This window comes from Paenochrobactrum glaciei (assembly GCF_039522165.1).
Classification (GTDB): Bacteria; Pseudomonadota; Alphaproteobacteria; order Rhizobiales; family Rhizobiaceae; genus Paenochrobactrum; species Paenochrobactrum glaciei.
Genome location: NZ_BAAADE010000002.1, coordinates 528972 through 553454, shown reverse-complemented (window position 1 = coordinate 553454; position 24483 = coordinate 528972). Strand labels below are relative to the sequence as shown.

The window sequence follows — 24483 nt, the reverse complement described above, 5'->3', positions numbered from 1 at the left end:
AAACGAATGTGATTTTTTTAACAATTGCAATGAATTGTGCTTAAACGGCCTCTGGATTACACCGATAAGTCAGTGTAACACAACATTAAGCATATTGGTCACGCTCTCGCCTCATTTTTAAACAATTGAGTTTGCAGATGTTTAAGCAATAGCTGACCGCCCTGAAAGGGGTAATCGGGATTAAAGCCCAAAACGAAAGCGTTGAAAGGAACCTGTTGATCATGTCCAGCAAAAAGACGATCGCGGCCTCATCTGCACTGGCTGGCGTGTTCGCTTTGCTTGCAGCTTCATCCATGCCGGCTTCTGCCCAGCAGCCTCCTGAAGGCTGGTTCAAGGTTTGCTCCAAGCAGGAAGAAAACGACATCTGCAACACGCAGAATATCGTAACCGCCAATTCCGGCCAGCTGCTGACCGCCGTTAATCTGATCGAAATCAAAGGTAAGATTAACCGCAAAATCTTTCAGGTTTCGGTTCCGACCGGACGTCTGATTCCTGCTGGTGTTGGTCTCCAGATTGACAACAACAAAGCAGTTAAGGTCGAATACGGCATCTGCTTCCCGGATCGCTGCATCGCTGAAGCACCTTTGACTGATGAATTGGTAAATTCATTCAAAAAAGGCGGCAAAATGGTTCTGACTTCGGTCAACTTCCAGAATCAGCCAAACCCGATTTCCGTTTCGCTCAGCGGCTTCTCCGATGCCCTGACAGGCCCGGGCTTGCAGCAGAACGAACTCGAAGAACGTCAGAAAGAATTGCAAGATGCAGTTCAGAAGCGTCAGAAAGAGTTCGAAGCCAAGATGAAGGCTGAACAGGACAAAGCTAAAGCTGGTAACTAAGCTTGAAGCAACAATGAATAATAAAAAAGAGGCGTTTGAAACGCCTCTTTTTTATGCCTTGCAAACAAGGCCGGAACTTAAAGGTAAAATGTAACAATCAGCGCGGCATTACCGCGCCGGTCAGTTGCTCAACCATTGAAATGGTCAGCTCGTCATAATGCGAAATAATCCGGCTTGGGCCTAAAACATTAACCGGCACATCCGTATAACCAAAATCCACTGCTACTACAGGGATACCGGCAGCTTTAGCCGTATCAATATCGGTGCGGCTGTCACCAATCATTACGGCGCGGTCGGCATCGCCACCGGCAGCTGCAATCGTTTGTGTCAGATGGCGCGGATCAGGCTTACGAAAAGCAAAACTATCGGAACCGCTGATAGCTCCAAAACGATCAGATAGGTTCAAACCGTCTAATAATTTGACTGCCAGCCCTTCAAATTTATTGGTGCAGATAGCCAGAAGATAACCGCGGCTGGCAAAACGATCCAATGCTTCAATAGCACCATCAAAAATTCTGGCTTTACCCGGCATATTCTGCGCGTAATGTTCCAGAAAAACAGCAACCAGCTGATCCAATTGATCAGATTTCAGTTGTTTTTGCTGCGCCTGATAAGCGCGCTCGATCATCACGCGTGCGCCCAAGCCCACATAGCGACGCAATGAAACCGGATCGGCTTGCTGTAATCCTCCCACATCAAGACAATGATTGAGACTTTCCAGAAGATCTGTTGCCGTGTCGACCAAAGTGCCGTCAAGGTCAAAGACTATTATAGGTTTCAACATTCATATATCCGATAGTGGTGATCAAATTCATTTCTATGCCTAGCCGATGAGCGCCCTGCTCTCAAGCCGGATTCGTTCCCAATATCGGATGTTAGCAAATAAAACGATAAAATCTGTTTTTTGCTTAACTTATTCAAAACTTCGGTCATTATTTTTCAAATAGCGGCCATTTTTTAAAAACTTCGATAAGCATTTTCAAAACAAAGTGAATATGTGCTTTTGTCTCTTGATCAGTCCATGCTAAATGTAAGCTTCAAAATATCGAGAATCCTTACGGCTCTCACAAAGGGCAGCTCTCAAAAGGAATGTAACTATGGATGAAGCCCGTCGACTTAAGATCGCGGCCGCAGCAGAAGCTTTGACACATGTCAAAGATGGTATGCGTCTTGGAATCGGCACGGGTTCAACCGCAGAAGAATTTGTTCGTCTGCTGGGTGAAAAAACTGCCAACGGATTTAAAGTCATCGGTGTGCCGACTTCAGAGCGTACAGCTGCACTTTGCAAAGAGCTGAATATTCCGCTCACCACGCTGGAAGAAACACCGCATCTTGACCTGACCATTGACGGCGCTGACGAAGTTGATGCTGCACTGACACTCATCAAAGGCGGCGGCGGTGCCTTGCTGCGCGAAAAAATCGTAGCAGCTGCTTCGGATGCCATGATCGTCATTGCAGATGAAAGCAAACTGGTTGACACATTGGGCCGCTTTCCGCTGCCGATTGAAGTCAACAGCTTTGGTCTGGGCGCAACAACCCGCGCCATCGAAAAAGCAGCCAGCGAACTCGGTTTGAGCGGCGCATTGGTTTTACGTCAGAAAGACGGAAAAACTTTTGTGACTGATGGCGGTCATTACATCATTGATGCATCTTTTGGCCGCATTCCCGATTCAAAAGCATTATCAGACGCTCTCTTCGCCATTCCGGGTGTTGTGGAGCACGGACTTTTCATCGGACTTTCGGAAACCACTATTATAGCGGGCGCTGATGGTATCCGGACAATTAAACCGTCTAAAATTTAAATTACGGAGTGACGACCTTATGAACCAGACAACAGGCTTACACCGTCTGATAGCGCCATTGGCTGCGCTTGGTATTCTGGCAGGTTTACAAGGAGCAAATGCTCAGGACGTTTCAGAAGCACATCTGAATGCTGCGCGTTCTGCGATTGCTGCCATTGGCGCAACAGAGCAGTTCGATGCTATTTTGCCACAGGCTGCTGCATCGCTGAAAGCAGAACTGATCCAGAAAGATCCAAACCTCGAAGAACTCATCACCAAAACCGTTGATGATAAAGCTATTGCACTGGCAGCACGCCGCGCTGATCTGGAAACAGAAGCCGCCCGCGCCTATGCAAATTCGTTCTCGCAGGCTGACCTTGAAGCTATTGCAACTTTCTACAATTCAGAAAGCGGCAAGAAACTCATTGCAGAAGGCCCGATTGTCACCCGTGAAGTGATCAAAGCTGCCGGCATCTGGCAGAACGGCATTGGCCGTGATCTGGCTGTTGGTGTTGGCGAAACCCTTGCCGCACAGGCAAAGGCTGCCGCACCTGCAACTGAAGAAGCGCCAAAGCCAGCCCAATAGGCTTTACGCTTTTCCAATCAAAAGCCTCCGGTTTTGATCAAACCGGAGGCTTTTTTATACCTGCTCTATGTTACAGCCCTGCTCTAAAACTTCAGCTTGGCCGCGACAGAAAATGCTTTGACCAAATCCGTGCCAAAATCACTGGTGCTGATTTTATCGTGAAAGACACCGGATTTCAGAAGGCCCAAAGCGCCGGAAAGCTTAATATCAAGATGATCGGTTGCTTTGTAATTAGCGCCTGCCCCGAACAACCAGACATCAGTCTGCGATGTCCATCCCGTTGTCGTGCCTCTGTCCCATGTCACGGTTGCTGCACCCGACCATTGGTCGTTGAATTTATGCGCAACACCGCCGGTGACTGTCCAGCCATCGCGGAAATATAGATCAAGTGAGCTCATCACCCGACCGATAGGAAGCCCATAAATCGGAACGGCCTCCTTGAGCGCAAAGGGCACAACTTGAATGCTTTTCCAGTCCGTCCACTTCACCGATGCCAGCGCTATCCAGTCTTGGGCAATGCCAGTTTGAAATTTGAACTCGACAGATTGCGGCAGGCTTACATCGGAACCAACATTCAATGTCTGAGGTATCACGCCCTCAATCGTACCGCTCAAATCATATTTGACCTTGGATTGATAAACCACGCTGGCGCGTAAGGCCAACTCCGGCACTTCATAAGCAGCGCCCAATCGCCAGCCCCAGGAGCGCCCGTCAACGTCCAAAGTTGCGATTGCCTGGTTACGCAGCATTTTGGTCTGATAGCCGCTTAGCTCCTGATAGCTCAACCCGCCAAGCAGACGAACAAATCCCTTCTCACCAGCCTCGATACGATAAGAACAATTCACACCAATATCATGTGATGAAATTTCTTGTTCAATTGAACTATAGGCACGCAAAGTATCTTTGCCGACGTCCATGACAATGCCCCAAGGCTGGCGATATTGCGCCGCACATGCCACATCATCAGCAAGCTGTAGACGTGCTGAAACCTTGGGAACCCAGTAGGATTTGCCCTCATTGACTGTATCATTAGCAACAAGCGGTAAGTCGGTGGTGGTTGGTCTGATATTTTTTAACTTGCGTTGAGGCGCCACAAAAGTCGCGCCGCTTTCCACCAGATTACCCTCTTCAAACAAAATATCGAAATCTTGCGAGCTGCGCTCAAAGCCACCTGCGTGTGCAAAAAATGTTCCGCCCAGAAGCGTTACCAGCAGGACAGGTGAAGTCTTTGCCGTTCTAGTTATTATCTTGCACATATATGTTCCCTGCGGTTCTGTCCCGTAACCGGCATATTTTTATAAATTCCCCAGTGCACCATGAATGAGAGTCTCCTGACTTTCAAACTTTAGTTGTAGATGAGGCAATAAATCACACAATTAAAACAACGAATTAAAATCAACAGCTAAAAATAGACAAAAAAATACCCGCGATGCAATTCCACAAAGTTGCATCGCGGGCTTATTAAATTTTCAGAGCAGCTTAGCCAGCTTCCTGAATACGTTTTTGTGCCAGTGCCACTTTTTCCGCGGCTTCCTGCAATTCAACAAGACGGGCACGTTCTGCTGCCACTACGTCTTCGCGTGCATTGGCAACAAATTTTTCATTCGAAAGCTTGGCATTAATCTTCTGCATTTCTGCATCGATCTTGCCGGCTTCTTTGGTCAGGCGGGCAGTTTCCGCACTCAGGTCAATCAGGCTGCCAAGCGGCATACATGCCGTTGCTTCACCGATAACCAGCTGTGCCGAACCTTTTGGCGCTGCATCAGAAAATTCAACATTTTCCACGCGTGCCAGACGTTTGATCGCCGCATCGTGACGCTCAAAACGCTCTTTGGTCTGTGCATTGGCTTCCAGCACAATCAATGGCGCCTTAGCTGATGGCGGTACGTTCATTTCAGAGCGAACCGAACGGATACCATTCACCAGATCAATCAGCCAGTTAACGTCGGTTGCAGCTTCATTATCTTCAAAAGACAATTCCGGCCACTGAGCCAAAGCCAACACGCTGTCGCGCTCAGTCCCTTCACCGGCGGTCAGAGCCCAAAGCTCTTCGGTCATGAACGGCATAAACGGATGCAGCAGACGATAGATTTCGTCAAGGCAATAAGCCGCACAGGCCTGTGCTTCCGCTTTTTCAGCTTCATCATCGCCCATGAAAATTGGTTTGAGCAATTCCAGATACCAGTCACAGAACTGGTTCCAGACAAAGCGGTAAGCAGCCGAAGCCGCTTCATTGAAGCGATAGCTGGTAATACCGGCAGTGATGGCGTTAGCGGCCTGTGTCAGTTCAGTCAAAATCCAACGGTTAACCGCCAGTTTTGCCTGTTCCGGCTTGAAGTTTTTATCTGCCTTCACGCCGTTCATCTGCGCAAAACGGGTCGCATTCCACAGCTTGGTGCCGAAATTGCGGTAACCGGCAATACGTGCAGGGTCGAGCTTAACATCACGTCCCTGTGCCGCCATAATAGCCAGCGTAAAGCGCAGCGCATCTGCACCATATTCGTCAATCAGTTCCAGCGGATCAATGACATTGCCTTTGGACTTCGACATTTTCGCGCCGTTTTTATCACGCACCAGCGCATGAACATAAACGGTGTGGAACGGTTCTTCATCCATGAAATGAAGACCCATCATCATCATTCTGGCAACCCAGAAGAAGATAATATCAAAACCGGTCACCAAAACGTCGGTCTGGTAATAGGTTTCCAGTTCCGGTGTTTTGTCGGGCCAGCCAAGGGTCGAGAACGGCCACAAAGCAGACGAGAACCATGTGTCCAGAACGTCCGGATCACGGGTCAGTTCAGTCGGCTTGCCATAATGCTTTTCTGCCGAAGCCAATGCTTCTGCTTCGCTTTTCTCAACGAAAATTTCGCCATCCGGGCCATACCATGCAGGGATTTGGTGTCCCCACCACAATTGACGGGAAATACACCATGGCTGAATGTTTTCCATCCAGTCATAATAGGTCTTTTCCCATGTTTTCGGTACGATCGCAGTGCGTCCTTCACGAACGCTGTCGATCGCAGGCTTGGCCATTTCGGCCGCATTAACATACCACTGATCGGTCAAAAGCGGCTCAATCGGCACGCCACCACGGTCGCCATGTGGAACCATATGGGTGTGATCTTCGATTTTCTCGAGATAGCCGCCCTCTTCCATCTTGGCAACAATGGCCTTGCGAACAGCAAATCTGTCCTGACCGTCAAGCTCAGCAATCAATGCATCAAGCGTGGCGCTGGCAGCCACACCTTCCAGAAAGTCTTCATTATCTTTCAGGCAGATGGTGGCATCAGGCGCCATGATGTTGATTTTGCGCAGATCATTGCGCTTGCCAACTTCAAAGTCGTTGAAATCATGCGCAGGCGTAATTTTAACCGCACCGGAACCGGCTTCCGGATCAGCATAATCATCACCGACAATCGGAATAGCACGGCCAACCAGCGGCAGAATAACGGACTTGCCGATACGTGCCTGATAGCGTTCATCTTCCGGATTAACCGCAACACCGCTATCGCCCAGCATGGTTTCAGGACGCGTTGTAGCAACAACGATATAGGTGCTTGGATCTTCCGCGTTAAAAGTCACGCCTTCCAGCGGATAGCGGAAGTGCCACAAATTGCCTTTAATCTCGCGTTGTTCAACTTCCAGATCGGAAATCGCGGTCAGCAATTTCGGATCCCAGTTAACCAGACGCTTGTCTTTATAAATCAAGCCTTCGCGGTGAAGGGTTACAAACACTTCCAGAACCGCTTTGGAAAGACCTTCATCCATGGTGAAGCGTTCACGTGACCAATCGCAAGATGCCCCAAGACGGCGCAGCTGATTGGAAATCATACCACCGGATTCATTCTTCCACTGCCAGATGCGTTCAACGAACTTTTCACGTCCCATCGCATGACGGTTGGGCTCTTTACGCTCAGCCAGCTGACGCTCAACAACCATCTGCGTTGCAATACCCGCGTGGTCGAAGCCTGGCTGCCACAGCACATTTTTGCCGCGCATACGTTCAAAACGAACCAGAATATCCTGAATCGTGTTGTTCAGCGCATGGCCCATATGCAAAGAACCGGTGACATTTGGCGGCGGAATAACAATTGTAAACGGCTCCGCGCCTTCTTTCGCACCGGCACCCGCTTTAAATGCGCCTGCCTCTTCCCATCGCTCTGCAATTTTCGGCTCTGTTGCCGCTGCATCATATGTTTTTTCTAGCATCAAACTGTCCGGTCGTTGTGCAAAGAATGAAGATTAATTCAGCAGTTTGCCGCCTTCACTCAATAAGCAAGCCTAAATGAGAGTCACTTTGATTGACCTCTTAAACCGCCATGGGTTTTGTGTCAAAAAACAATAATCCCGCCATATATAATGACGGGATTAACGCATTCCAACTTATCTTTATAAATCAGTACTGGTCACCGCGAACCATGCGTTCAATTTCTTCACGCACAAGACGCTCAACCATGCTTGGCAGATTTTCATCCAGCCAGTTTTGCAGCATCGGACGCAAGAGCGCTTCCGCCTGCTCTTCCAGCGAGCGGATACGCTCCTGACGCACAGCTTCCGACAATTGTTCAAAAGACGCCGAAACCTGTTGCTTGGTTGAAGCCGATGCCAAAGGGGCTGCCGGTTTAGCTGCCGCCTCTTCAGGAGCTACTTCCGGCTGCTTTTCCATCATTTCCGAGATAATCTTATGGATATCATTTTCCACGCTCTGCTCGACTTTCTCTCTGATGTTGAAATCAGCGACCCCAGCCTTCATTTCAGGCTGAGCCTCGACAGTGTTTTTCGCAGTTTTAGCAGCATCATTGGCCGGAACCGGCTTAACCGCCACATAATCAGCGGTTTCCTGATCCATATCAAATGAACCGCGCAGGCTCATATTGCCATCCAGCACCGGAGCGTCAGCATTTGGCTGTTCCGGCTGTTCAATCGCAGCAGACACCGCAGTCATCACGGAGCTGCGTACAGCATCAGGCTTGGCGACCGGTGCGCTCACCGGCTTTTCCTGCAATAAAGGGCGCTCGTAATTGCGAACAGGTGCAGCAGCAGATGCGGCTGGCGCAACAGGTGCAACTTGTTCAGGCATTTCCGCATTAGGACGACGAAACGGGGCAACTTCACCACGCGTGACAGGCTCATTACGCATAGCAGGTTTTTCTGCCTGCGCCGTTTCTGCCGGGTCCTGCCGTGTCACATCGCTATCCTCGATAATACGACGGATAGAAGCGAGGATTTCTTCCATTGAAGGCTCACGAGCCGCGCTTGATGCCTGTGCCATAGTCTTTGTATCCCATATTCTCGCAAGTCGTAGCGAATCTTGTGGGACTAAAGTAACGAACTATTAACGATTTGAGAATCCCTTAGCGACAATTCAAACCGCAAACTCACAGATTTATCATTTATTAATAAAGATTAGTTTCGAGCGATTCGATCACTCGCAGGCACAAAAAAACGGGCGCTGGCATCATATTGCCAAGCGCCCGCTTTTTATAAAAAATTTAAACTGAAAATAAATAGGCCAAAATAATAACTGAGAACAAAGCTACGGCACCCCAAAGAGCAACGCCCCAGCAAGATTTTTGAACAGTTTCGTCCATTTTTATGCGCATCTTTTCTGCTGAATAAAATTTCTGCCCCTTCTATAGAACGGGCATATGTTTTACGCAATCGCTGTTTAAGGCATAAATGTGGTGCAAGCTATGCACAAACATGAATTGACAGCGAATAGATAAATAAAATCATATATTTAATTTTTAACTCACATTAATAAAACTGTAATTAATACGGCAAAAATAAGCCATCTATGGCTGCGGAAACAGTCGATCTATCTTGCCGTTCCACCAATAAATAACCAAACCCAACCACTCATGAAATGCGGTTGAGCTTCGTGAAAACGCCTCATTGGCATTTTGAAAATAAAAACGGAATTGGGTATCCGGCACGGTTTTATAATCAACCGGCCAGGCGATGACATCAAAACCCGCCTTTCTAAAAACCCCGACCGAACGTGGCATATGATAGGCTGAGGTAATCAACAGCCAGTTCTGCCCTTTTTCCGGCTTGACCAGATCATAAGTCATTTGTGCATTTTCAATCGTATTGCGTGATTGCGCCTCATAAACCACATTGCTGTCATCGACCTGAAATGCCTTGAAAAGCGCACGCGTACTCTCGGCATCTGGTATTGAGCGGCTAAAATATGTACCCTCACCACCTGTCACTACAATTTTTGCATCGCGAAAATGTTTAGAAAACCGCATGGTTTCCACAATACGGTCTCCGGCACTGTTAAGCTCTGTGCCACCGCGCGCCGCATTAACTTCACCGCTCATATAGCCGCCAAGAACAATGATCCCGTCAATATTTTCGGGCAGCTCCTGCGGGCGCTGAAAGCGCTCCTCCAAAGGATTAAGCAGCACAGAACCCAAAGTAGTAAAGCCGCATAATATAATGATAAAACAAGCTATTAGCATCGACACTATCGCCAAAGCTTTCCAGCCGCAATAAAGCGCAACAACACAAAAGGCGCACAAAACCAGCAGCACCGACAAAGGCTGCATGAAGAGCCAGATGATTTTAGACAGACTGAAAAACATGAAGCCTCTTCAACACGCATAGAATGCAAAATACTATGTCTGCTTTTAACACGGAAAACAAAGAGGCATAGCACCCGCCCGATTTTTCCTCGCGACAGATCACCGCTTATTCATTAAATTTTAACAATCCGCCCAATGCGCCATTGTTAAAATCGTTAATTTGCTATAGGTAGCGCGCATACACTGCGGAACTTATATACCGCGCATCACAGATTTCCATATCCAGGAAAAACCATGAACCGTCGCCGCCGTATTTACGAGGGTAAGGCCAAGATTCTTTATGAAGGACCTGAGCCAGGTACTCTCATCCAGTTTTTCAAAGATGATGCCACTGCGTTCAATAACAAGAAACACGAAGTTATTGATGGCAAAGGTGTGCTGAACAATCGTATTTCCGAGCATATTTTTCAGCTTTTGAACCGGATCAACATCCCTACCCACTTTATCAAGCGCCTCAACATGCGTGAGCAGCTGATCCGGGAAGTTGAAATCGTTCCTTTGGAAGTTGTGGTTCGCAATGTGGCTGCCGGTTCTCTGGCCAAACGCCTTGGCCTTGAAGAAGGCACAGTTTTACCGCGTTCCATCGTTGAGTTCTATTATAAAGCCGATGCGCTTGATGATCCGATGGTATCTGAAGAACACATCACCGCGTTCGGCTGGGCAAGCCCGCAGGAACTCGATGATATTATGACGCTCGCAATCCGCGCCAATGATTTCCTCACCGGCCTATTTCTTGGCATCGGCATCCAGCTGGTGGACTTCAAGATCGAATGTGGCCGCCTCTGGGAAGGCGAACTGATGCGCATCGTCATTGCGGACGAAATCTCACCGGATTCCGCCCGCCTATGGGACATCAACACCAATGAAAAGATGGACAAAGACCGTTTCCGCCGCGATATGGGTGGTTTGGTTGAAGCCTATCAGGAAGTCGCCCGTCGCCTTGGCATCATGAATGAAAATGAGCCATCGCGTCCGTCCGGCCCCGTTCTGGTGAAATAAAATCTCATAAAGCCCGTCTTGAAAACATCAGGCGGGCTCTATGATTTCTAAAACAGCTTTTACGGCAATCTTTTTTACAGGATAAAACAGTGATCAAAGCACGTGTCACCGTTACATTAAAAAACGGCGTTCTCGACCCTCAGGGCAAAGCAATTGTTGGCGCATTGGGCAGCCTTGGTTTTGATGGCGTCAACTCTGTCCGTCAGGGCAAGGTTTTTGATGTTGAACTGGAAGGCGCTGATAAAGCTGCCGCAGAAACCAACCTCAAAGCGATGTGCGAAAAGCTTCTCGCCAATACCGTCATCGAAGATTATAGTATCACTATTCTCTGACCATTGATCAGATCGCTTGGGATATTCCCAAGCCGGTCTTTTCACTTTTGTTATATGAACAATAGGACGATTGGTGTCATGAAATCCGCTGTCATTCTCCTTCCGGGCCTCAATCGCGACCGCGATATGATTGCCGCTTTAACAAAGATCACCGGTCAGGCACCTGTCACTGTCTGGCAGACTGATACAAGCATCCCTGATGATGTTGATCTCATCGTCATTCCGGGTGGCTTTTCTTACGGTGACTATCTGCGTTGCGGCGCCATTGCTGCACGTATGCCTGTTATGCAGGCTGTGCGTGAAAAAGCTGAAAAAGGCGTCAAAGTTATGGGCGTGTGCAACGGCTTCCAGATTCTGCTCGAAGCAGGTCTGCTGCCAGGCGCATTGATGCGCAACACATCGCTGAAATTTGTCTGCCGTGAAGTTAAACTCGAAGTTGCTAATGCCACTTCCGTGTTCACCCGTGGTTATCAGGCCGGTCAGATCATTCGCTGCCCTGTTGCCCACCATGACGGCAATTACTTTGCTGACGCAGAAACATTGAAGCGTTTGGAAGACAATGGTCAGGTTCTCTTCCGCTATGCGGAAGGCACGAACCCGAACGGCTCTGTCAACAATATCGCAGGTATTATGAACGAACGCGGCAACGTGCTCGGCATGATGCCGCATCCGGAAAACCTGATCGAAGCAGCACATGGCGGTAATGACGGACGTGCATTATTTGCTGGTGCCCTCGGACTGGCTGCCTGATTGACGTAAACCGTCTTTCAGATCAGATAAACTTGTTTTCGTTTGAAACGGTGTAAGTGTTAAAACGCACCATCAAAGCGCTCAAGCATTAAGGAGACTGCGACCCATGAAACTCTATTCCCGGCCACTTTCTCCTTATGCAGCGGCAATCCGCGCCACTGCTTATCTGAAAAATATTCCGCTTAAACTGATCGATCTGCCCTACCCGTTTCAGGAGCTGATCGCTGATATCACACCGGTACAGCGCGTACCGGTGCTGGTTACAGGTTCCGGCACATCACTTTTTGAAGCCATCATCATTGCGGAATATCTGGAAGAAAAATTTACCGATATCCCATTGCTGCCGCAAGACCCGAAAGACCGCGCCCTCACACGCTTAATAGCGCGCATGGCAGAACTCGAAGTGCTTGTACCAGCTCTCAATATCTTCAAATTGCCCGCAGATGCTGCTGATCGTCAGCAGAAGATTGACGCGCAAATCGCTGTCATGAAACGTGGCCTTGCCATCCTCGAAGAACGCATGACAGGGGAAGCTTATGCGCTTGGCGACCATGCAACGCTTGCTGATTGCTGGTTGCTGCCGATCCGCTTCTTTCTGGAGCCGATCAAAAAGCTGAGCAATTGCCCGACACTCTTTGACGATTATCCGAAATTTGACGCCTATGCGCAAAATGCCCGTCAGGACGATGCGCTTGCCACCGTCTGGAATGAAATGCATGACGGTCTCGTCGCCTTTAAACCACATCTGGCCTAGAATTTTATAAGCTGGCGGAGCCCGCATTTGTTCAAGTTTCATCTCGCGACAGCCTTGGGTCTGTCAGCTTTATTGTTCTTATCGTCCTGCCAGTCAGCCCGCCAGCCGGGCCCTGGCCCTTTAACACTCACCTCCTCGCAATCGGCTCTGCCGACGATGGAGATGATGAGCCAGGCAGCCACCGCTTGCTGGTTCAAAACAAAGAATGCTGATTTCCGCGCCTATAAAATGGCCGCAGAACTCAATTCTTTTTCCGGCCGGCCGCGCTTTTTATTAGTGCCGGTTAAAAACCCGACTGCCCGCCCGCTGCTCGTTGTGCAGGCGGAAGGCAATCCGGCCAAGATTCAAGTTTTCGGACCAATGATGGGGCAACCCGTCGGTTCAAAAATTGCCCATGATGTAAAGCTTTGGGCTGAAGGGCAAAAACAATGTTCCTGAATAAACCGCGGTAAAGCCTGAAATTCAGGCTTTTTATACTCGCACTCCTCATCAACTTGCGGTAAAGAAGCCGCTTGAAACACTAGATTTTCGGTGGGTTTTCTGTTTCCATGACCAATTCCTCATCCAATATCACAAACAATCAGGCAATCACGCCAGAACTGATCGAAGCGCACGGCTTGAAGCCGGATGAATATCAGCGCATTCTCGGTCTTATCGGCCGTGAGCCAAGCTATACAGAGCTTGGCATTTTCTCTGCCATGTGGAATGAGCACTGCTCTTATAAATCATCTAAAAAATGGCTGCGTACGCTGCCGACAACCGGCCCGCGCGTCATTCAGGGCCCTGGCGAAAACGCCGGTGTTGTTGATATCGGCGATGGCGACTGCATCGTTTTCAAGATGGAAAGCCACAACCATCCATCCTATATCGAGCCTTATCAGGGCGCGGCAACAGGTGTTGGCGGTATTTTGCGTGACGTTTTCACCATGGGTGCGCGTCCGGTTGCAGCCATGAATGCGCTGCGCTTTGGTGAGCCATCCCATCCAAAAACCCGCCACCTCGTTTCCGGTGTTGTTTCCGGTGTTGGCGGTTACGGCAATGCATTCGGCGTGCCGACTGTTGGCGGTGAAGTCGATTTCGACAAGCGTTATAACGACAATATCCTCGTCAACGCATTTGCTGCTGGTCTGGCGAAAACCGACGCGATTTTCTACTCAAAAGCTGAAGGCGTTGGCCTGCCGGTTGTTTATCTGGGTGCGAAAACCGGTCGTGACGGTGTGGGCGGCGCGACAATGGCATCGGCTGAATTCGATGAAACCATTGACGAAAAGCGCCCAACCGTTCAGGTTGGTGATCCGTTTACTGAAAAATGCCTGCTCGAGGCTTGCCTTGAGCTGATGGCATCCGGTGCGGTTATCGCTATTCAGGATATGGGTGCGGCAGGTCTTACCTGTTCAGCTGTCGAAATGGGCGCCAAAGGCGACCTCGGCATCGAACTGATCCTTGATCATGTGCCTGTGCGCGAAGAAAACATGACCGCTTACGAAATGATGCTTTCTGAAAGTCAGGAACGCATGCTGATGGTTCTGAAACCTGAAAAGGCAGAAGAAGCAGAAGCCATTTTCGTTAAATGGGGTCTGGATTTTGCAATCGTTGGTAAAACCACTGATGATCTGCGCTTCCGCGTTCTCCATCAGGGCGTTGAAGTTGCTAATCTGCCGATTAAAGAACTCGGCGATGAAGCACCTGAATATGATCGTCCATGGAAAGAACCAGGCCGTCATGCACCGCTGAGCCTTGCTTCTGTTCCGGAAGTTGAAGATTATGCCGATGCGCTTTTGAAACTGGTAGGCTCTGCCGATCAGTCTTCACGTCGCTGGGTTTACGAACAGTTCGACACCATCATTCAGGGCAATTCCTTGCAAATTCCTGGTGGTGATGCTGGTGTGATCCGCGTTGACGGCCATGAAACCAAAGCACTTGCTTTCTCATCAGACGTCACACCGCGTTATTGCGAAGCTGATCCGTTTGAAGGCGGCAAGCAGGCTGTTGCAGAATGCTGGCGTAACCTAACCGCTGTTGGTGCAGAGCCTTTGGCTTCCACCGACAACCTCAACTTCGGCAACCCTGAAAAGCCGGACGTGATGGGTCAGCTGGTTAAAGCCATTGAAGGTATCGGTGAAGCATGCCGCACGCTCGGTTTCCCGATCGTTTCCGGTAATGTGTCGCTTTACAACGAAACCAATGGTCAGGCGATCCTGCCTACCCCAACCATTGCTGGTGTCGGCCTCATTCCTGATTGGAAACAGATGGCTAAAATCGGCGGCATGCAGGATGGCGATGTGCTGATCCTGCTCGGTGGTGATGGTACGCATCTTGGCCAGTCGATCTACTTGCGCGATCTGTTTGACCGTGCCGATGGCCCGCCTCCATCTGTTGATTTGAGCATTGAAAAGCGCAACGGCGATTTCGTTCGCTCTGCTATCCGCAATGATCAGGTAACAGCTTGTCACGATCTGTCTGACGGTGGTTTGGCATTGGCAGTTGCTGAAATGGCAATCAAATCCGGCAAAGGTGCAAGCATCGAACTCGGTGAAGGCGCACGCCATGCACTGATGTTTGGTGAAGATCAGGCACGTTATGTTGTTTCAACCTCTGCTGAAACTGCCAAACTTCTGGCACTCAATGCAGAAGGTTCAGGCATTCCGTTCCGTATCCTCGGCACCGTAGGCGGCACAGAGCTTAGCTTCGGTGATGCCTGCAAGGTTTCAGTCGATGCGCTGAAAACTGCCTATGAAGGCTGGTTCCCGAACTATATGAACGGCGTTGAAGCTGCCGAATAAACCAAATTGGGTTTTAAAAACAAAAGGCTGCGTTTCAAAACGCAGCCTTTTATCTTTTGGGGTTTTCATTTGTAGCTGACAGGCAGAGGCAAATTGCCATCTAACAATTGCTACTTTCAAACCCCATAATGAAAGTTCAATACCCGCATTTATAACCGAGCTTTTCTATGTCTGATTTTTCCCGCGATCATCTCAATACGTATTTTCACGCCCAGACGGACGATATCCGGCCGGTCGAGTGGCTTGTAGCTGAGGGATTGACGGATTACGAATATGCGCTGAATTTCATGGAAGAGCGGGTGAAAGACATCCGCGATAATGGTGCGCCGGAACTGGTTTGGTTGCTTGAGCATCCGCCCCTTTATACCGGAGGCACCAGTGCCAATGCTTCCGACCTTCTCACCCCTGATCGCTTTCCGGTTTATGAAACCGGACGCGGAGGCGAATATACCTATCATGGCCCCGGTCAGCGTGTTGTATATGTCATGCTTGATTTAAAGCGCCGCCGTGAAGACGTGCGCGCCTTTGTGGCCGCGCTGGAAGAATGGATTATTCAGACATTGGCTGAATTTAATGTCAAAGGCGAACGCCGCGAAGATCGCGTCGGCGTTTGGGTCACGCGCCCTGAAAAACCACGCCTTGCCAATGGTGCCATGTCAGAAGATAAAATTGCCGCTATCGGTATTCGTCTTCGCCGCTGGGTCAGTTTTCATGGCATTGCGCTCAATGTTGAACCAGAGCTTGAAAATTTCGGCGGTATTGTGCCTTGCGGCGTCACCGAACACGGCGTGACCAGTTTGGTGGATCTCGGCCTGCCGGTCACGATGGATGATCTAGACGTGGCTTTGGCTAAAACATTCCGTACTGTCTTCGGCGAAAGCTGAAATTTGAAAGCCACATAATACAAAAACAAAAAGGGCATTTGCGCCAACCGCAAATGCCCTTTTTTGGATTCAATTAAAAGCCTCAGGCTTTCTTCAAAAACTCGGTCTTCAGCACCAAACCTTTAACCTGCTTGGTATTGCATTCCACTTCGCCCGGATTACCGTTAAGGCGAACATTTTTAACCAATGTACCGCGCTTGATGGTTTCCGAGGTGCCTTTCACTTTCAGATCTTTAATCAAGGTGACGGAATCACCTTCATTGATCTGGGTGCCATTGCTGTCTCTGACGATAACTTCATCACTCATGCTCATCACTCCATAAAAAGAGCCTTAAGCTGCTCTTTCAAACAAAGCTTAAGGCTGTTTCAGAACTTTAAATAGCTTTCACTCAAAGCTTAAAGCGTGCTGCCATTTTGCAGTTTCGAATTGCTCACGCTTATTTTTATCTTCACCGCAGAGCATAGCCCTTTGGGAGACATGCTTTAGCGCACCTGATCCAGCAGGCGTTTGCATTCCAGCAAGTCAAATAAAGCTTCCTGCAACAGGCTGCGATTATCTTTTGATGCACGGCGATCATCCGCACCCACAGGGCCGGATTCCTCACCTTTCAACAAGCCAAAGAGTTTGCGCGGTGCAGCCGGCGCTTTGATGCCGGAAGGAAATGATGTTTCATCAAATGCATCAGCTTCGGCATGACGGCTGGCTTCAGCCTGTTTTTGCTTGGTAATCGCATCAATAGCAGCCACATCACCATTGCCGAGCGCAATGATGAACTGCACATTATTTTCACGTAAAAGCTTTTGAACGCCTTTAATCGTATAGCCCTGATCATAAAGCAGATGACGGATGCCTTTGAGCAATTCAACGTCAAGCGGGCGGTAATAACGACGACCGCCACCGCGCTTTAAAGGCTTGATCTGTGTAAACCGCGTTTCCCAAAAGCGCAAAACATGCTGCGGCAAATCAAGATCATCAGCAACTTCACTGATTGTCCTGAAAGCATCTGGACCTTTATCCATATACTGCCCCTTCTGATATTACAGTTTGTCTCTGCTTTGTGTTTGCAACAAATCACAAAGTTTCAGAATTATCATTATACATGACGGCAGCCGAATGCTGAAACGAATAGTCGTCTCAGCGCGGAAAACCGTACGAATCACTTATATAATGAACATGCAATATCAGCTATTTACAGGCAAGCATTTAAGCTGACTGTTAAAGGAGCATTATCGATTGCAGCTGATTATTCGGCGTGAGACGCCTGTTTGCTTCTCTTCTGATGTTCTTCAAGAATGCGCTGTTTCAAGACATTGGAAGCCTTGAAGGTCATAACCCGGCGCGGCAAAATTGGAACTTCTTCACCGGTTTTCGGATTACGGCCAATACGCTCATTCTTCTCACGCACCTGAAAAGTGGCAAAAGATGACAGCTTGACGGTCTCTCCATTCACAATAGCATCACACACTTCATCGAGAATCATCTCAACAAGTGCTGCTGACTCTGTGCGCGAGAGACCTACCTTACGGTAAACAGCCTCTGCCAAGTCTGCGCGTGTGACTGTCTTACCCCCCATGACGGAACCTACCTGGTTAGCGTTGGACTAATATTATCCTTAACTGACAGCAGGTTACACAAATAAAATGGTTTCGGTCAAGCAGCCTTTTTCACGCGACTTAATTTAAAATGCTGAAGTTACCAGCGAAGCAGCACTGCGCCCCAAGTAAAGCCGCCGCCCATTGCCTCCAAAAGCACCAGATCACCTTCCTTGATACGGCCGTCTTTAACGGCTGCGCCAAGAGCAAGCGGTACGGATGCAGCAGATGTATTGCCATGCTGATCAACAGTGATAACAACTTTTTCTTCAGCAATATTCAATTTTTTAGCCGAGGCATCGATAATGCGTTTATTCGCCTGATGCGGCACAAACCAGTCAATATCATCAGCAGTCAGGCCGGTTTCTTCAAAAGAAGCCTCGATCACATCAGTGATCATGCCAACAGCATGTTTGAAAACTTCGCGGCCTTCCATGCGCAAATGACCAACGGTCTGCGTGGTTGAAGGGCCACCATCAACAAAAAGCTTGTGCTTATGCGAACCATCGGAGCGCAAATTGGCTGACAAAATACCGCGGTCAGAGGTCAAGCCTTTGCCATCGCCGGCTTCGAGCACAATCGCGCCTGCGCCATCACCAAAAAGAACGCAGGTGCTGCGGTCATTCCAGTCGAGAATACGCGAGAAGGTTTCCGCACCAATGACCAGTACGCGCTGTGCCATACCGCCACGGATATAAAGATCAGCCGTGCTGATCGCATAAATGAAACCGGAGCAAACGGCCTGCATATCAAATGCAAAACCATGCGTCATACCGAGTTCTTTTTGAATTTCGACAGCACTTGCCGGAAATGTATTATTCGGGGTCGAAGTTGCGACCACGATCAGATCAATATCATCAGGTGTCAGTCCAGCATTTTCCAATGCCGCACGCGCCGCAGCAGCACCGAGCGAAACCGTTGTTTCATTTTCATTGGCAATATGGCGCTGACGAATGCCTGTGCGCTGCACAATCCACTCATCCGACGTTTCAACCATACCTTCCAAATCAGAATTCTTAACGATACGCTCCGGCAGTGCGGTTCCGATACCCTTAACGACAGATCTAATCATCGCTTTTTCCATTTTCCAAGACATCGACACCCCAGACGGGGAGCGCTTATCATTAAGTCAGAGGCTAGAAAGCCCATATGCGTTTTTCACAAAAAACCAACTGTTCTCAGCTAGCATTCTTTATGAAAAACGCCAAGTTTCTTACATTAAATGCGGGCTATTACGCCTGATTTTCATCAGAAAGTGCCGTCTCTTCTTTATTTTCATTTATCGGAGCACTATGCTGAAAATGCGACATGTCGGCGGTAATTTTCTCTAAAAGTTTATTACGCACCATATCATAGCCCACCTCGATGGCAGCAGCGATGCCATCCGCATTGGCGCTACCGTGACTTTTAATCACAACACCATTGAGCCCCAGAAACACGCCGCCATTGACCTTGTTCGGATCCATTTTTTCGCGCAGGCGATCAAATGCACCTTTGGCAAATAAATAGCCGATCTTGGCAAGCCATGTGCGGCTCATGGCCTGACGCAGCAGATTTGCAATCTGGCGCGCTGTGCCTTCAGCGGTTTTCAATGCAATATTGCCGGTAAAACCTTCGGTCACCACCACGTCAACCGTGCCGCTGCCAATGTCATTACCTTCAACAAAGCCGTAATATTCAAAGCCTTCCAACGGAGTGTCACGCAGGATCTGTCCGGCTTCCTTGATTTCATCAAGACCCTTCACATCCTCAACACCCACATTCAAAAGGCCAACCGTCGGGCGCTTCACTTCAAAAAGCGCGCGCGCCATACCGGCACCCATAACGGCATAATTCACCAGCTGCGGTGCATCCGCGCCAATGGTTGCGCCAACATCAAGCACAATGCCCTCGCCGCGCGAATTCGGCCAGATCGCCGCAATTGCCGGACGTTCAATCTGTGGCATCATACGCAGGCAAAATTTGGACATCGCCATCAGCGCGCCGGTATTACCGGCAGACACGCAGGCATCCGCCTCACCGTCTTTGACGGCTTCAAGAGCCTGCCACATCGAAGACTTACCACGTCCGTTACGCAAAGCCTGTCCCGGCTTGTCGTCCATACGCACAGCCATTTCACTGACGCGAAACTCGGATGCGGCCTGAAGCTTAGGGTATTTGGCCAAAATCGGCTCAACCCGATCTGCCAGACCATAAATTACAAAGCGGATATCCGGATGACGCTCAAGCGCTATTGCCGCTCCGGGTATGACTACTTCAGGGCCAAAATCGCCACCCATGGCGTCAATTGAAATTCTTATCACTCTGGATTGTCCTGTGAGGTCCCTGTTGCTCGTATAGCTTTTTTACAAAAATCAGCGGTTAAGCTTCAAGATTTAGGCGAAAATAGCTTTTTTATTCAGCCGTACAACTGAAATTTGGCAAATAGCTTAAATCAGTCCTTCTTCTGCCAATTCGCAAGGTTTGCAAATGGTGAAACAACACCATTATCGGCCGCGTCTTCAGTTTCGCCAACTGTAACAACCACAGAATCAGCCAAATCACTTTTTCGCGGATAAGGATCAATTGCCAGATCAAAGAACTCTTCAGCAATCGCGCCAATATCAATTTTATCGCCGGAAAATGTTTCCGGAATATCAGGGCCATCGGCAGAAATGAGCATTTCACCGCTCTCATCCACCGGAATCCGGGCAAGGCGTGAATGTTCCGGCACCAGTACAATTTCCACATCTTCATCAATCTGATTCTCGATTGGTTCCAATGTAGCAACACAGGACTGCACGATCTGCGCCTGAATTTTACCGCGAATTTTAATGCCGCTCTTTTTCCATGGCGTAATGATAAAATCGGCAGAAAAGCTCAAAACCTTTTCCAGACCATGAGATTCGGCCAAGGCTTCACGCTCTCTGTCGTCACTTTTCAGTGTTACTTCAATGCCTTTATGCGGCACATGCTGTACCGAAACCGGAAAACTCAAAACTGCTTCTTGCATTACGCTGTCTCAATTTGCACGGTCGAAGTTAAATCTTCCGCGTTCAAAAATGTTAATCTGCCTGCTGCAATATCCTGATCCTGTAATTTTGACAAATGATCACGGCTCGCAAACACATATGTGCAAAGATCGTCTGCTTGCGGCCAGTTTTCAAGATCAGGCTGAATATTGCGTGCCAAAGCAGCACTGAGTGCCGCCCGATCATGAGAATCAAGCGCAATGCCATAAGAGGCAACCCGACCATAAAACATCCGCGCCAGTTTTTTCATGCGTTTTGGTACAGATTGGTCACCAATGCCGAATTCACGCAGTGAATGATCGATGTCTTTAAAGAACTCGTCGGCCAGATCCTGTCCCAATGCAGCCAGCACTTTATTTTCAACACCATCAGATTTGAGCCGGTGAAGCGTCAAAAACAAATGTAATGACAACATTTCATAGCGTCCGAGCGGTGTGTCGGGCACTTGAAACTGTGCATAAAAATATTTTTGACGTGCTGCCATCACAATATTTTCATAAATATGCAGCGTAATGGCTTCATTAGCCTTCGATTTACGTCGAAAAAGTTGAAGAATCATAATCTGACGACCGTTCTTATTGCATCCAGTTGCAAGGTGGTTTACCGAAGTTCTTTCAACGGCGAAAGAGCCGCCCTGATTTAGATCATGGAGATGTCATTGTTGCAGCGATTTTTTACAAGCCCCCGAACAAGAGGCGCGATGCTTGCTAGCACTGTGGTTCTCTTATCAGCAGGTTTAGCAGGATGTAATACCGCATCAACCCTGAACCCGTCTGAAATAATGACCGAAGGCTATGTGCTCGATAAAGAGGCACTCGATTCCATTCCGGTAGGTTCCAGCCGTGAGCAGGTTTTGATGGCGATGGGAACTCCGTCTTCCACCGCGACATTCGATAATGAAGTATTCTATTATATTTCACAAAAGCGTTATCGCGCAGCCCAGTTCATGCCACCTAAAGTGACCGACCGTCAGATTCTGGCGATTTACTTTGATAAAGACGGTAAAGTCAGCCAGATCGCCAATTATGGCCTTCAGGATGGCAAGCTGTTTGATTTCATTTCCCGCACGACACCGACTGGTGGTAAGGATCAGACCTTCCTCAGCCAGATTATTCAAGGTGTGGGTAAAGCGCCTACCTCTCTTCCGGGTATGTGATAGGTGTGAAATAACATGCATAAAAAACCCCGCTTTTCGGCGGGGTTTTTTATTGTTCGATTATCAATCACACAGAATGCGCCAGCACTGCCAGCAGCAAGAGCGCCACAATATTGGTGATCTTGATTGCCGGATTAACCGCAGGCCCTGCCGTATCCTTATAAGGATCGCCCACCGTATCACCGGTAACCGATGCTTTATGCGCTTCCGATCCTTTCAAGTGCAGCACACCGTCTTGATCGGTAAAGCCGTCCTCAAAGCTTTTCTTGGCATTGTCCCATGCTCCGCCCCCTGATGTCATGGAGATGGCCACAAACAAGCCATTGACGATCACACCCAGCAAAGAAGCACCAAGTGCTGCAAAAGCTGCTGACTTCGAGCCGGAAATCAACAACACGCCAAAATAAACCACCAATGGTGCCAGCACCGGCAATAATGACGGCAGGATCATTTCGCGGATGGCGGCTTTGGTTAAAATATCCACCGCGCGCGCATAATCTGGCCGCTCCTCACCGGTCATAATGCCCGGTTGCTCACGGAACTGACGGCGCACCTCATGCACAACTGACGCGGCAGCACGTCCGACAGCCGTCATTGCCATCCCGCCAAAGAGATAAGGAATAAGCCCGCCGAAGATCAGCCCTGCCACCACATAAGGGTTGGAAAGATCAAACGACACTTCGCCCATATTGGCAAAATACGGATATTGCTCACCATGCGCGGCAAAATACGCCAAATCATTGGAATAGGCTGCAAAGAGCACCAAGGCACCAAGCCCTGCCGAACCAATCGCATAACCCTTGGTCACAGCTTTGGTTGTGTTCCCCACCGCATCCAGTGCATCGGTAGCCTTGCGCACTTCACCATCAAGGCCGGACATTTCGGCAATACCACCGGCATTGTCCGTAACAGGCCCGAATGCATCAAGTGCCACAATCATTCCGGCAATGCCGAGCATGGCTGTCACCGCAATTGCCGTGCCGAAAAGCCCTGCCAGCTGATAGGTGGCGATAATCCCGCCGACAATCACCAAGGCCGGCAAAGCCGTTGCCTCTAATGATACCGCCAAACCTTGAATGACATTGGTGCCGTGACCACTGACAGAGGCTTGCGCAATGGAATTGACCGGCCTTTTATTGGTGCCGGTATAATATTCCGTGATCAGCACAATCAGCCCAGTGACGACCAAACCAATAACACCACAGATAAACAAATTGGTGCCGGTAATCACAAGGCCGCCTACCGTACCCACCTCGCCCCAACCAATCGTCAGCATATTGGCAACGGCAATACCGATAATTGACAGAATACCGGTGGCAATCAGCCCTTTATAAAGCGCGCCCATAATGGAGCCCGACACGCCAAGTTTGACAAAAAATGTACCGGCAATGGATGTTAAAACGCAGACACCGCAAATAGCCAGCGGATAAAGCATGATGGTTGAAAGCTCAGCATTACCGCCAAAAAAAATTGCTGCCAGCACCATGGTGGCAACAACCGTCACCGCATAGGTTTCAAACAAATCAGCGGCCATACCGGCACAATCGCCGACATTATCGCCGACATTATCAGCAATTGTTGCCGGATTACGCGGATCATCTTCCGGAATACCTGCTTCCACCTTACCGACCAGATCGCCGCCGACATCAGCACCTTTGGTGAAAATACCACCGCCCAACCGTGCGAAAATGGAAATCAGTGAAGCACCAAAGCCAAGGGATACGAGCGCATCAATCACCACGCGATCTGATGGCGCATAGCCCAGATAATAAGTCAGCACGAAATAATAAAGTGAAACGCCAAGCAGCGCCAAACCTGCCACCAGCATGCCGGTAATAGCACCGGACTTAAAGGCAAGCTCCAAGCCGCTCGCCAAACTGAACGAAGCAGCCTGTGCCGTGCGCACATTGGCACGCACCGAGACATGCATGCCGATAAAACCGGTTACGCCTGAAAGCACAGCACCGATCAAAAAACCGATAGCTGCCGTGATCGAAAGTAAATACCATGCAGCCAGAAAGACCACAGCACCTACAATCGCAATTGTTGTATATTGTCGTGTCAGATAGGCCTGCGCGCCTTCACGAATGGCACCGGCAATTTGCTGCATGCGGGCATTGCCCTGATCTGCGGCAAGAACTGAACGGGTCGCAAATACGGCATAAACCACTGAAAATAAGCCGCATGCGATAACAAGAAGAAGAACCCCTATGCCAACTTCCATTAAGCTAACTCCCATTTCTTTGCGATCCGTTCCCCTTTAAGCGGATCGGTTTATCGGCATGAGAGTGCCTTGCTGATGAAGCCTTGCCGGATCACCAATTGATTAATGGATTTGAAATGTGAGCTTAAAAGACAAAACCTTGTTCCAACCCATCATTCAGCATCTTTCACATGCCGTTACACATGAAAGATGCGGAACTTA

The 24483-nt window shown here is 49.1% G+C and carries 24 protein-coding genes; 11 read left to right on the top strand and 13 right to left on the bottom strand.

Features of this window, described 5'->3' with window-relative positions:
* Window positions 1–221 precede the first annotated feature (221 nt).
* On the top strand, window positions 222–836 hold the full coding sequence (locus ABDZ76_RS09010; protein ID WP_343804507.1) for an invasion associated locus B family protein: 615 nt from the start codon (window positions 222–224) through the stop codon (window positions 834–836).
* A 97-nt stretch (window positions 837–933) separates the two neighbouring features.
* Here the strand turns inward: ABDZ76_RS09010 and ABDZ76_RS09005 are convergent, their stop codons facing one another.
* A complete protein-coding gene (locus ABDZ76_RS09005; protein ID WP_343804505.1) occupies window positions 934–1620 on the bottom strand; it encodes an HAD family hydrolase in 687 nt (228 codons plus the stop codon).
* Between the two features lie 313 nt (window positions 1621–1933).
* On the opposite strand from ABDZ76_RS09005, the gene rpiA reads away from it, so the two are divergent.
* Together rpiA and ABDZ76_RS08995 are read left to right on the top strand one after the other, a co-directional pair.
* A complete protein-coding gene (rpiA, locus tag ABDZ76_RS09000; protein WP_343804503.1) occupies window positions 1934–2638 on the top strand; it encodes a ribose-5-phosphate isomerase RpiA in 705 nt (234 codons plus the stop codon).
* Between the two features lie 19 nt (window positions 2639–2657).
* Window positions 2658–3203: a DUF2059 domain-containing protein gene (locus ABDZ76_RS08995; RefSeq protein ID WP_343804501.1), complete on the top strand. Its 546-nt coding sequence runs from the start codon at window positions 2658–2660 to the stop codon at window positions 3201–3203.
* Window positions 3204–3286: 83 nt separating this feature from the next.
* Here ABDZ76_RS08995 and ABDZ76_RS08990 read toward each other — a convergent pair whose 3' ends face one another.
* The 4 genes from ABDZ76_RS08990 to ABDZ76_RS08975 all read right to left on the bottom strand — a co-directional run bounded on the left by ABDZ76_RS08990 (window position 3287) and on the right by ABDZ76_RS08975 (window position 9796).
* The gene (locus tag ABDZ76_RS08990) at window positions 3287–4459 is read right to left on the bottom strand and encodes an OmpP1/FadL family transporter (RefSeq protein ID WP_343804499.1); all 1173 of its coding nucleotides are present in this window, start codon (window positions 4457–4459) and stop codon (window positions 3287–3289) included.
* Between the two features lie 223 nt (window positions 4460–4682).
* Window positions 4683–7415 carry a valine--tRNA ligase gene (locus ABDZ76_RS08985; protein ID WP_343804497.1) on the bottom strand — a complete coding sequence of 911 codons (2733 nt, stop codon included), beginning with the start codon at window positions 7413–7415 and terminating at the stop codon, window positions 4683–4685.
* Window positions 7416–7602: 187 nt separating this feature from the next.
* A complete protein-coding gene (locus ABDZ76_RS08980; RefSeq protein ID WP_343804495.1) occupies window positions 7603–8478 on the bottom strand; it encodes a DUF2497 domain-containing protein in 876 nt (291 codons plus the stop codon).
* A gap of 523 nt (window positions 8479–9001) precedes the next feature.
* Window positions 9002–9796, bottom strand: coding sequence for a YdcF family protein (locus ABDZ76_RS08975; protein ID WP_343804493.1), 795 nt, complete (start codon window positions 9794–9796; stop codon window positions 9002–9004).
* A gap of 234 nt (window positions 9797–10030) precedes the next feature.
* On the opposite strand from ABDZ76_RS08975, the gene purC reads away from it, so the two are divergent.
* The 7 genes from purC to lipB all read left to right on the top strand — a co-directional run bounded on the left by purC (window position 10031) and on the right by lipB (window position 16298).
* A complete protein-coding gene (gene purC / locus ABDZ76_RS08970; RefSeq protein ID WP_343804491.1) occupies window positions 10031–10795 on the top strand; it encodes a phosphoribosylaminoimidazolesuccinocarboxamide synthase in 765 nt (254 codons plus the stop codon).
* An 89-nt stretch (window positions 10796–10884) separates the two neighbouring features.
* Window positions 10885–11127, top strand: coding sequence for a phosphoribosylformylglycinamidine synthase subunit PurS (purS, locus tag ABDZ76_RS08965; RefSeq protein WP_343804489.1), 243 nt, complete (start codon window positions 10885–10887; stop codon window positions 11125–11127).
* 78 nt (window positions 11128–11205) lie between these two features.
* The gene (gene purQ / locus ABDZ76_RS08960; RefSeq protein WP_343804487.1) at window positions 11206–11877 is read left to right on the top strand and encodes a phosphoribosylformylglycinamidine synthase subunit PurQ; all 672 of its coding nucleotides are present in this window, start codon (window positions 11206–11208) and stop codon (window positions 11875–11877) included.
* Window positions 11878–11983: 106 nt separating this feature from the next.
* The gene (locus ABDZ76_RS08955) at window positions 11984–12631 is read left to right on the top strand and encodes a glutathione S-transferase family protein (protein ID WP_343804485.1); all 648 of its coding nucleotides are present in this window, start codon (window positions 11984–11986) and stop codon (window positions 12629–12631) included.
* Between the two features lie 27 nt (window positions 12632–12658).
* Complete coding sequence (locus tag ABDZ76_RS08950; protein ID WP_343804483.1) at window positions 12659–13069, top strand: hypothetical protein; 411 nt, start codon at window positions 12659–12661, stop codon at window positions 13067–13069.
* 110 nt (window positions 13070–13179) lie between these two features.
* On the top strand, window positions 13180–15414 hold the full coding sequence (gene purL / locus ABDZ76_RS08945; protein ID WP_343804481.1) for a phosphoribosylformylglycinamidine synthase subunit PurL: 2235 nt from the start codon (window positions 13180–13182) through the stop codon (window positions 15412–15414).
* A 167-nt stretch (window positions 15415–15581) separates the two neighbouring features.
* Complete coding sequence (gene lipB, locus ABDZ76_RS08940) at window positions 15582–16298, top strand: lipoyl(octanoyl) transferase LipB (RefSeq protein ID WP_374844608.1); 717 nt, start codon at window positions 15582–15584, stop codon at window positions 16296–16298.
* A gap of 82 nt (window positions 16299–16380) precedes the next feature.
* Here the strand turns inward: lipB and ABDZ76_RS08935 are convergent, their stop codons facing one another.
* The 7 genes from ABDZ76_RS08935 to ABDZ76_RS08905 form a co-directional block, all read right to left on the bottom strand.
* Complete coding sequence (locus ABDZ76_RS08935; protein WP_184218376.1) at window positions 16381–16605, bottom strand: alkylphosphonate utilization protein; 225 nt, start codon at window positions 16603–16605, stop codon at window positions 16381–16383.
* Between the two features lie 176 nt (window positions 16606–16781).
* Complete coding sequence (locus ABDZ76_RS08930) at window positions 16782–17318, bottom strand: MerR family transcriptional regulator (RefSeq protein WP_343804478.1); 537 nt, start codon at window positions 17316–17318, stop codon at window positions 16782–16784.
* 224 nt (window positions 17319–17542) lie between these two features.
* Complete coding sequence (locus tag ABDZ76_RS08925) at window positions 17543–17872, bottom strand: integration host factor subunit alpha (protein WP_343804476.1); 330 nt, start codon at window positions 17870–17872, stop codon at window positions 17543–17545.
* Window positions 17873–17991: 119 nt separating this feature from the next.
* Window positions 17992–18963, bottom strand: a complete 972-nt coding sequence (locus tag ABDZ76_RS08920; RefSeq protein ID WP_343804474.1) for a beta-ketoacyl-ACP synthase III — start codon at window positions 18961–18963, stop codon at window positions 17992–17994.
* A 160-nt stretch (window positions 18964–19123) separates the two neighbouring features.
* Window positions 19124–20194 carry a phosphate acyltransferase PlsX gene (plsX, locus tag ABDZ76_RS08915; protein ID WP_343804472.1) on the bottom strand — a complete coding sequence of 357 codons (1071 nt, stop codon included), beginning with the start codon at window positions 20192–20194 and terminating at the stop codon, window positions 19124–19126.
* Window positions 20195–20325: 131 nt separating this feature from the next.
* Window positions 20326–20883, bottom strand: coding sequence for a YceD family protein (locus ABDZ76_RS08910; RefSeq protein ID WP_343804470.1), 558 nt, complete (start codon window positions 20881–20883; stop codon window positions 20326–20328).
* Window positions 20883–21461, bottom strand: coding sequence for a ubiquinol-cytochrome C chaperone family protein (locus tag ABDZ76_RS08905; RefSeq protein WP_343804468.1), 579 nt, complete (start codon window positions 21459–21461; stop codon window positions 20883–20885). The genes ABDZ76_RS08910 and ABDZ76_RS08905 overlap by 1 nt, the downstream gene beginning before the upstream one ends.
* A 99-nt stretch (window positions 21462–21560) precedes the next feature.
* Between ABDZ76_RS08905 and ABDZ76_RS08900 the strand changes: the two genes are divergently transcribed.
* Entirely contained in the window at window positions 21561–22058 is a 498-nt protein-coding gene (locus ABDZ76_RS08900; RefSeq protein WP_343804466.1) for an outer membrane protein assembly factor BamE, read from the top strand.
* Between the two features lie 67 nt (window positions 22059–22125).
* Here ABDZ76_RS08900 and ABDZ76_RS08895 read toward each other — a convergent pair whose 3' ends face one another.
* Window positions 22126–24282 (bottom strand): sodium-translocating pyrophosphatase, encoded by a 2157-nt coding sequence (locus ABDZ76_RS08895; protein WP_343804762.1) that lies wholly within the window; start codon window positions 24280–24282, stop codon window positions 22126–22128.
* Window positions 24283–24483: the final 201 nt, after the last annotated feature.

Bases quoted from the DNA above. Each gene is read 5' to 3' on its own strand.
- lipB (WP_374844608.1), top strand. From the start codon at position 15,582: ATGTCTGATTTTTCCCGCGATCATCTCAATACGTATTTTCACGCCCAG.
- purC (WP_343804491.1), top strand. From the start codon at position 10,031: ATGAACCGTCGCCGCCGTATTTACGAGGGTAAGGCCAAGATTCTTTAT.
- ABDZ76_RS08980 (WP_343804495.1), bottom strand. From the start codon at position 8,478: ATGGCACAGGCATCAAGCGCGGCTCGTGAGCCTTCAATGGAAGAAATC.
- ABDZ76_RS09010 (WP_343804507.1), top strand. From the start codon at position 222: ATGTCCAGCAAAAAGACGATCGCGGCCTCATCTGCACTGGCTGGCGTG.
- ABDZ76_RS08910 (WP_343804470.1), bottom strand. From the start codon at position 20,883: ATGCAAGAAGCAGTTTTGAGTTTTCCGGTTTCGGTACAGCATGTGCCG.
- ABDZ76_RS09005 (WP_343804505.1), bottom strand. From the start codon at position 1,620: ATGTTGAAACCTATAATAGTCTTTGACCTTGACGGCACTTTGGTCGAC.
- ABDZ76_RS08995 (WP_343804501.1), top strand. From the start codon at position 2,658: ATGAACCAGACAACAGGCTTACACCGTCTGATAGCGCCATTGGCTGCG.
- ABDZ76_RS08930 (WP_343804478.1), bottom strand. From the start codon at position 17,318: ATGGATAAAGGTCCAGATGCTTTCAGGACAATCAGTGAAGTTGCTGAT.
- ABDZ76_RS08935 (WP_184218376.1), bottom strand. From the start codon at position 16,605: ATGAGTGATGAAGTTATCGTCAGAGACAGCAATGGCACCCAGATCAAT.
- ABDZ76_RS08920 (WP_343804474.1), bottom strand. From the start codon at position 18,963: ATGATTAGATCTGTCGTTAAGGGTATCGGAACCGCACTGCCGGAGCGT.
- ABDZ76_RS08895 (WP_343804762.1), bottom strand. From the start codon at position 24,282: ATGGAAGTTGGCATAGGGGTTCTTCTTCTTGTTATCGCATGCGGCTTA.
- ABDZ76_RS08985 (WP_343804497.1), bottom strand. From the start codon at position 7,415: ATGCTAGAAAAAACATATGATGCAGCGGCAACAGAGCCGAAAATTGCA.
- rpiA (WP_343804503.1), top strand. From the start codon at position 1,934: ATGGATGAAGCCCGTCGACTTAAGATCGCGGCCGCAGCAGAAGCTTTG.
- ABDZ76_RS08975 (WP_343804493.1), bottom strand. From the start codon at position 9,796: ATGTTTTTCAGTCTGTCTAAAATCATCTGGCTCTTCATGCAGCCTTTG.
- ABDZ76_RS08925 (WP_343804476.1), bottom strand. From the start codon at position 17,872: ATGGGGGGTAAGACAGTCACACGCGCAGACTTGGCAGAGGCTGTTTAC.
- ABDZ76_RS08990 (WP_343804499.1), bottom strand. From the start codon at position 4,459: ATGTGCAAGATAATAACTAGAACGGCAAAGACTTCACCTGTCCTGCTG.
- purQ (WP_343804487.1), top strand. From the start codon at position 11,206: ATGAAATCCGCTGTCATTCTCCTTCCGGGCCTCAATCGCGACCGCGAT.
- purL (WP_343804481.1), top strand. From the start codon at position 13,180: ATGACCAATTCCTCATCCAATATCACAAACAATCAGGCAATCACGCCA.
- ABDZ76_RS08955 (WP_343804485.1), top strand. From the start codon at position 11,984: ATGAAACTCTATTCCCGGCCACTTTCTCCTTATGCAGCGGCAATCCGC.
- ABDZ76_RS08905 (WP_343804468.1), bottom strand. From the start codon at position 21,461: ATGATTCTTCAACTTTTTCGACGTAAATCGAAGGCTAATGAAGCCATT.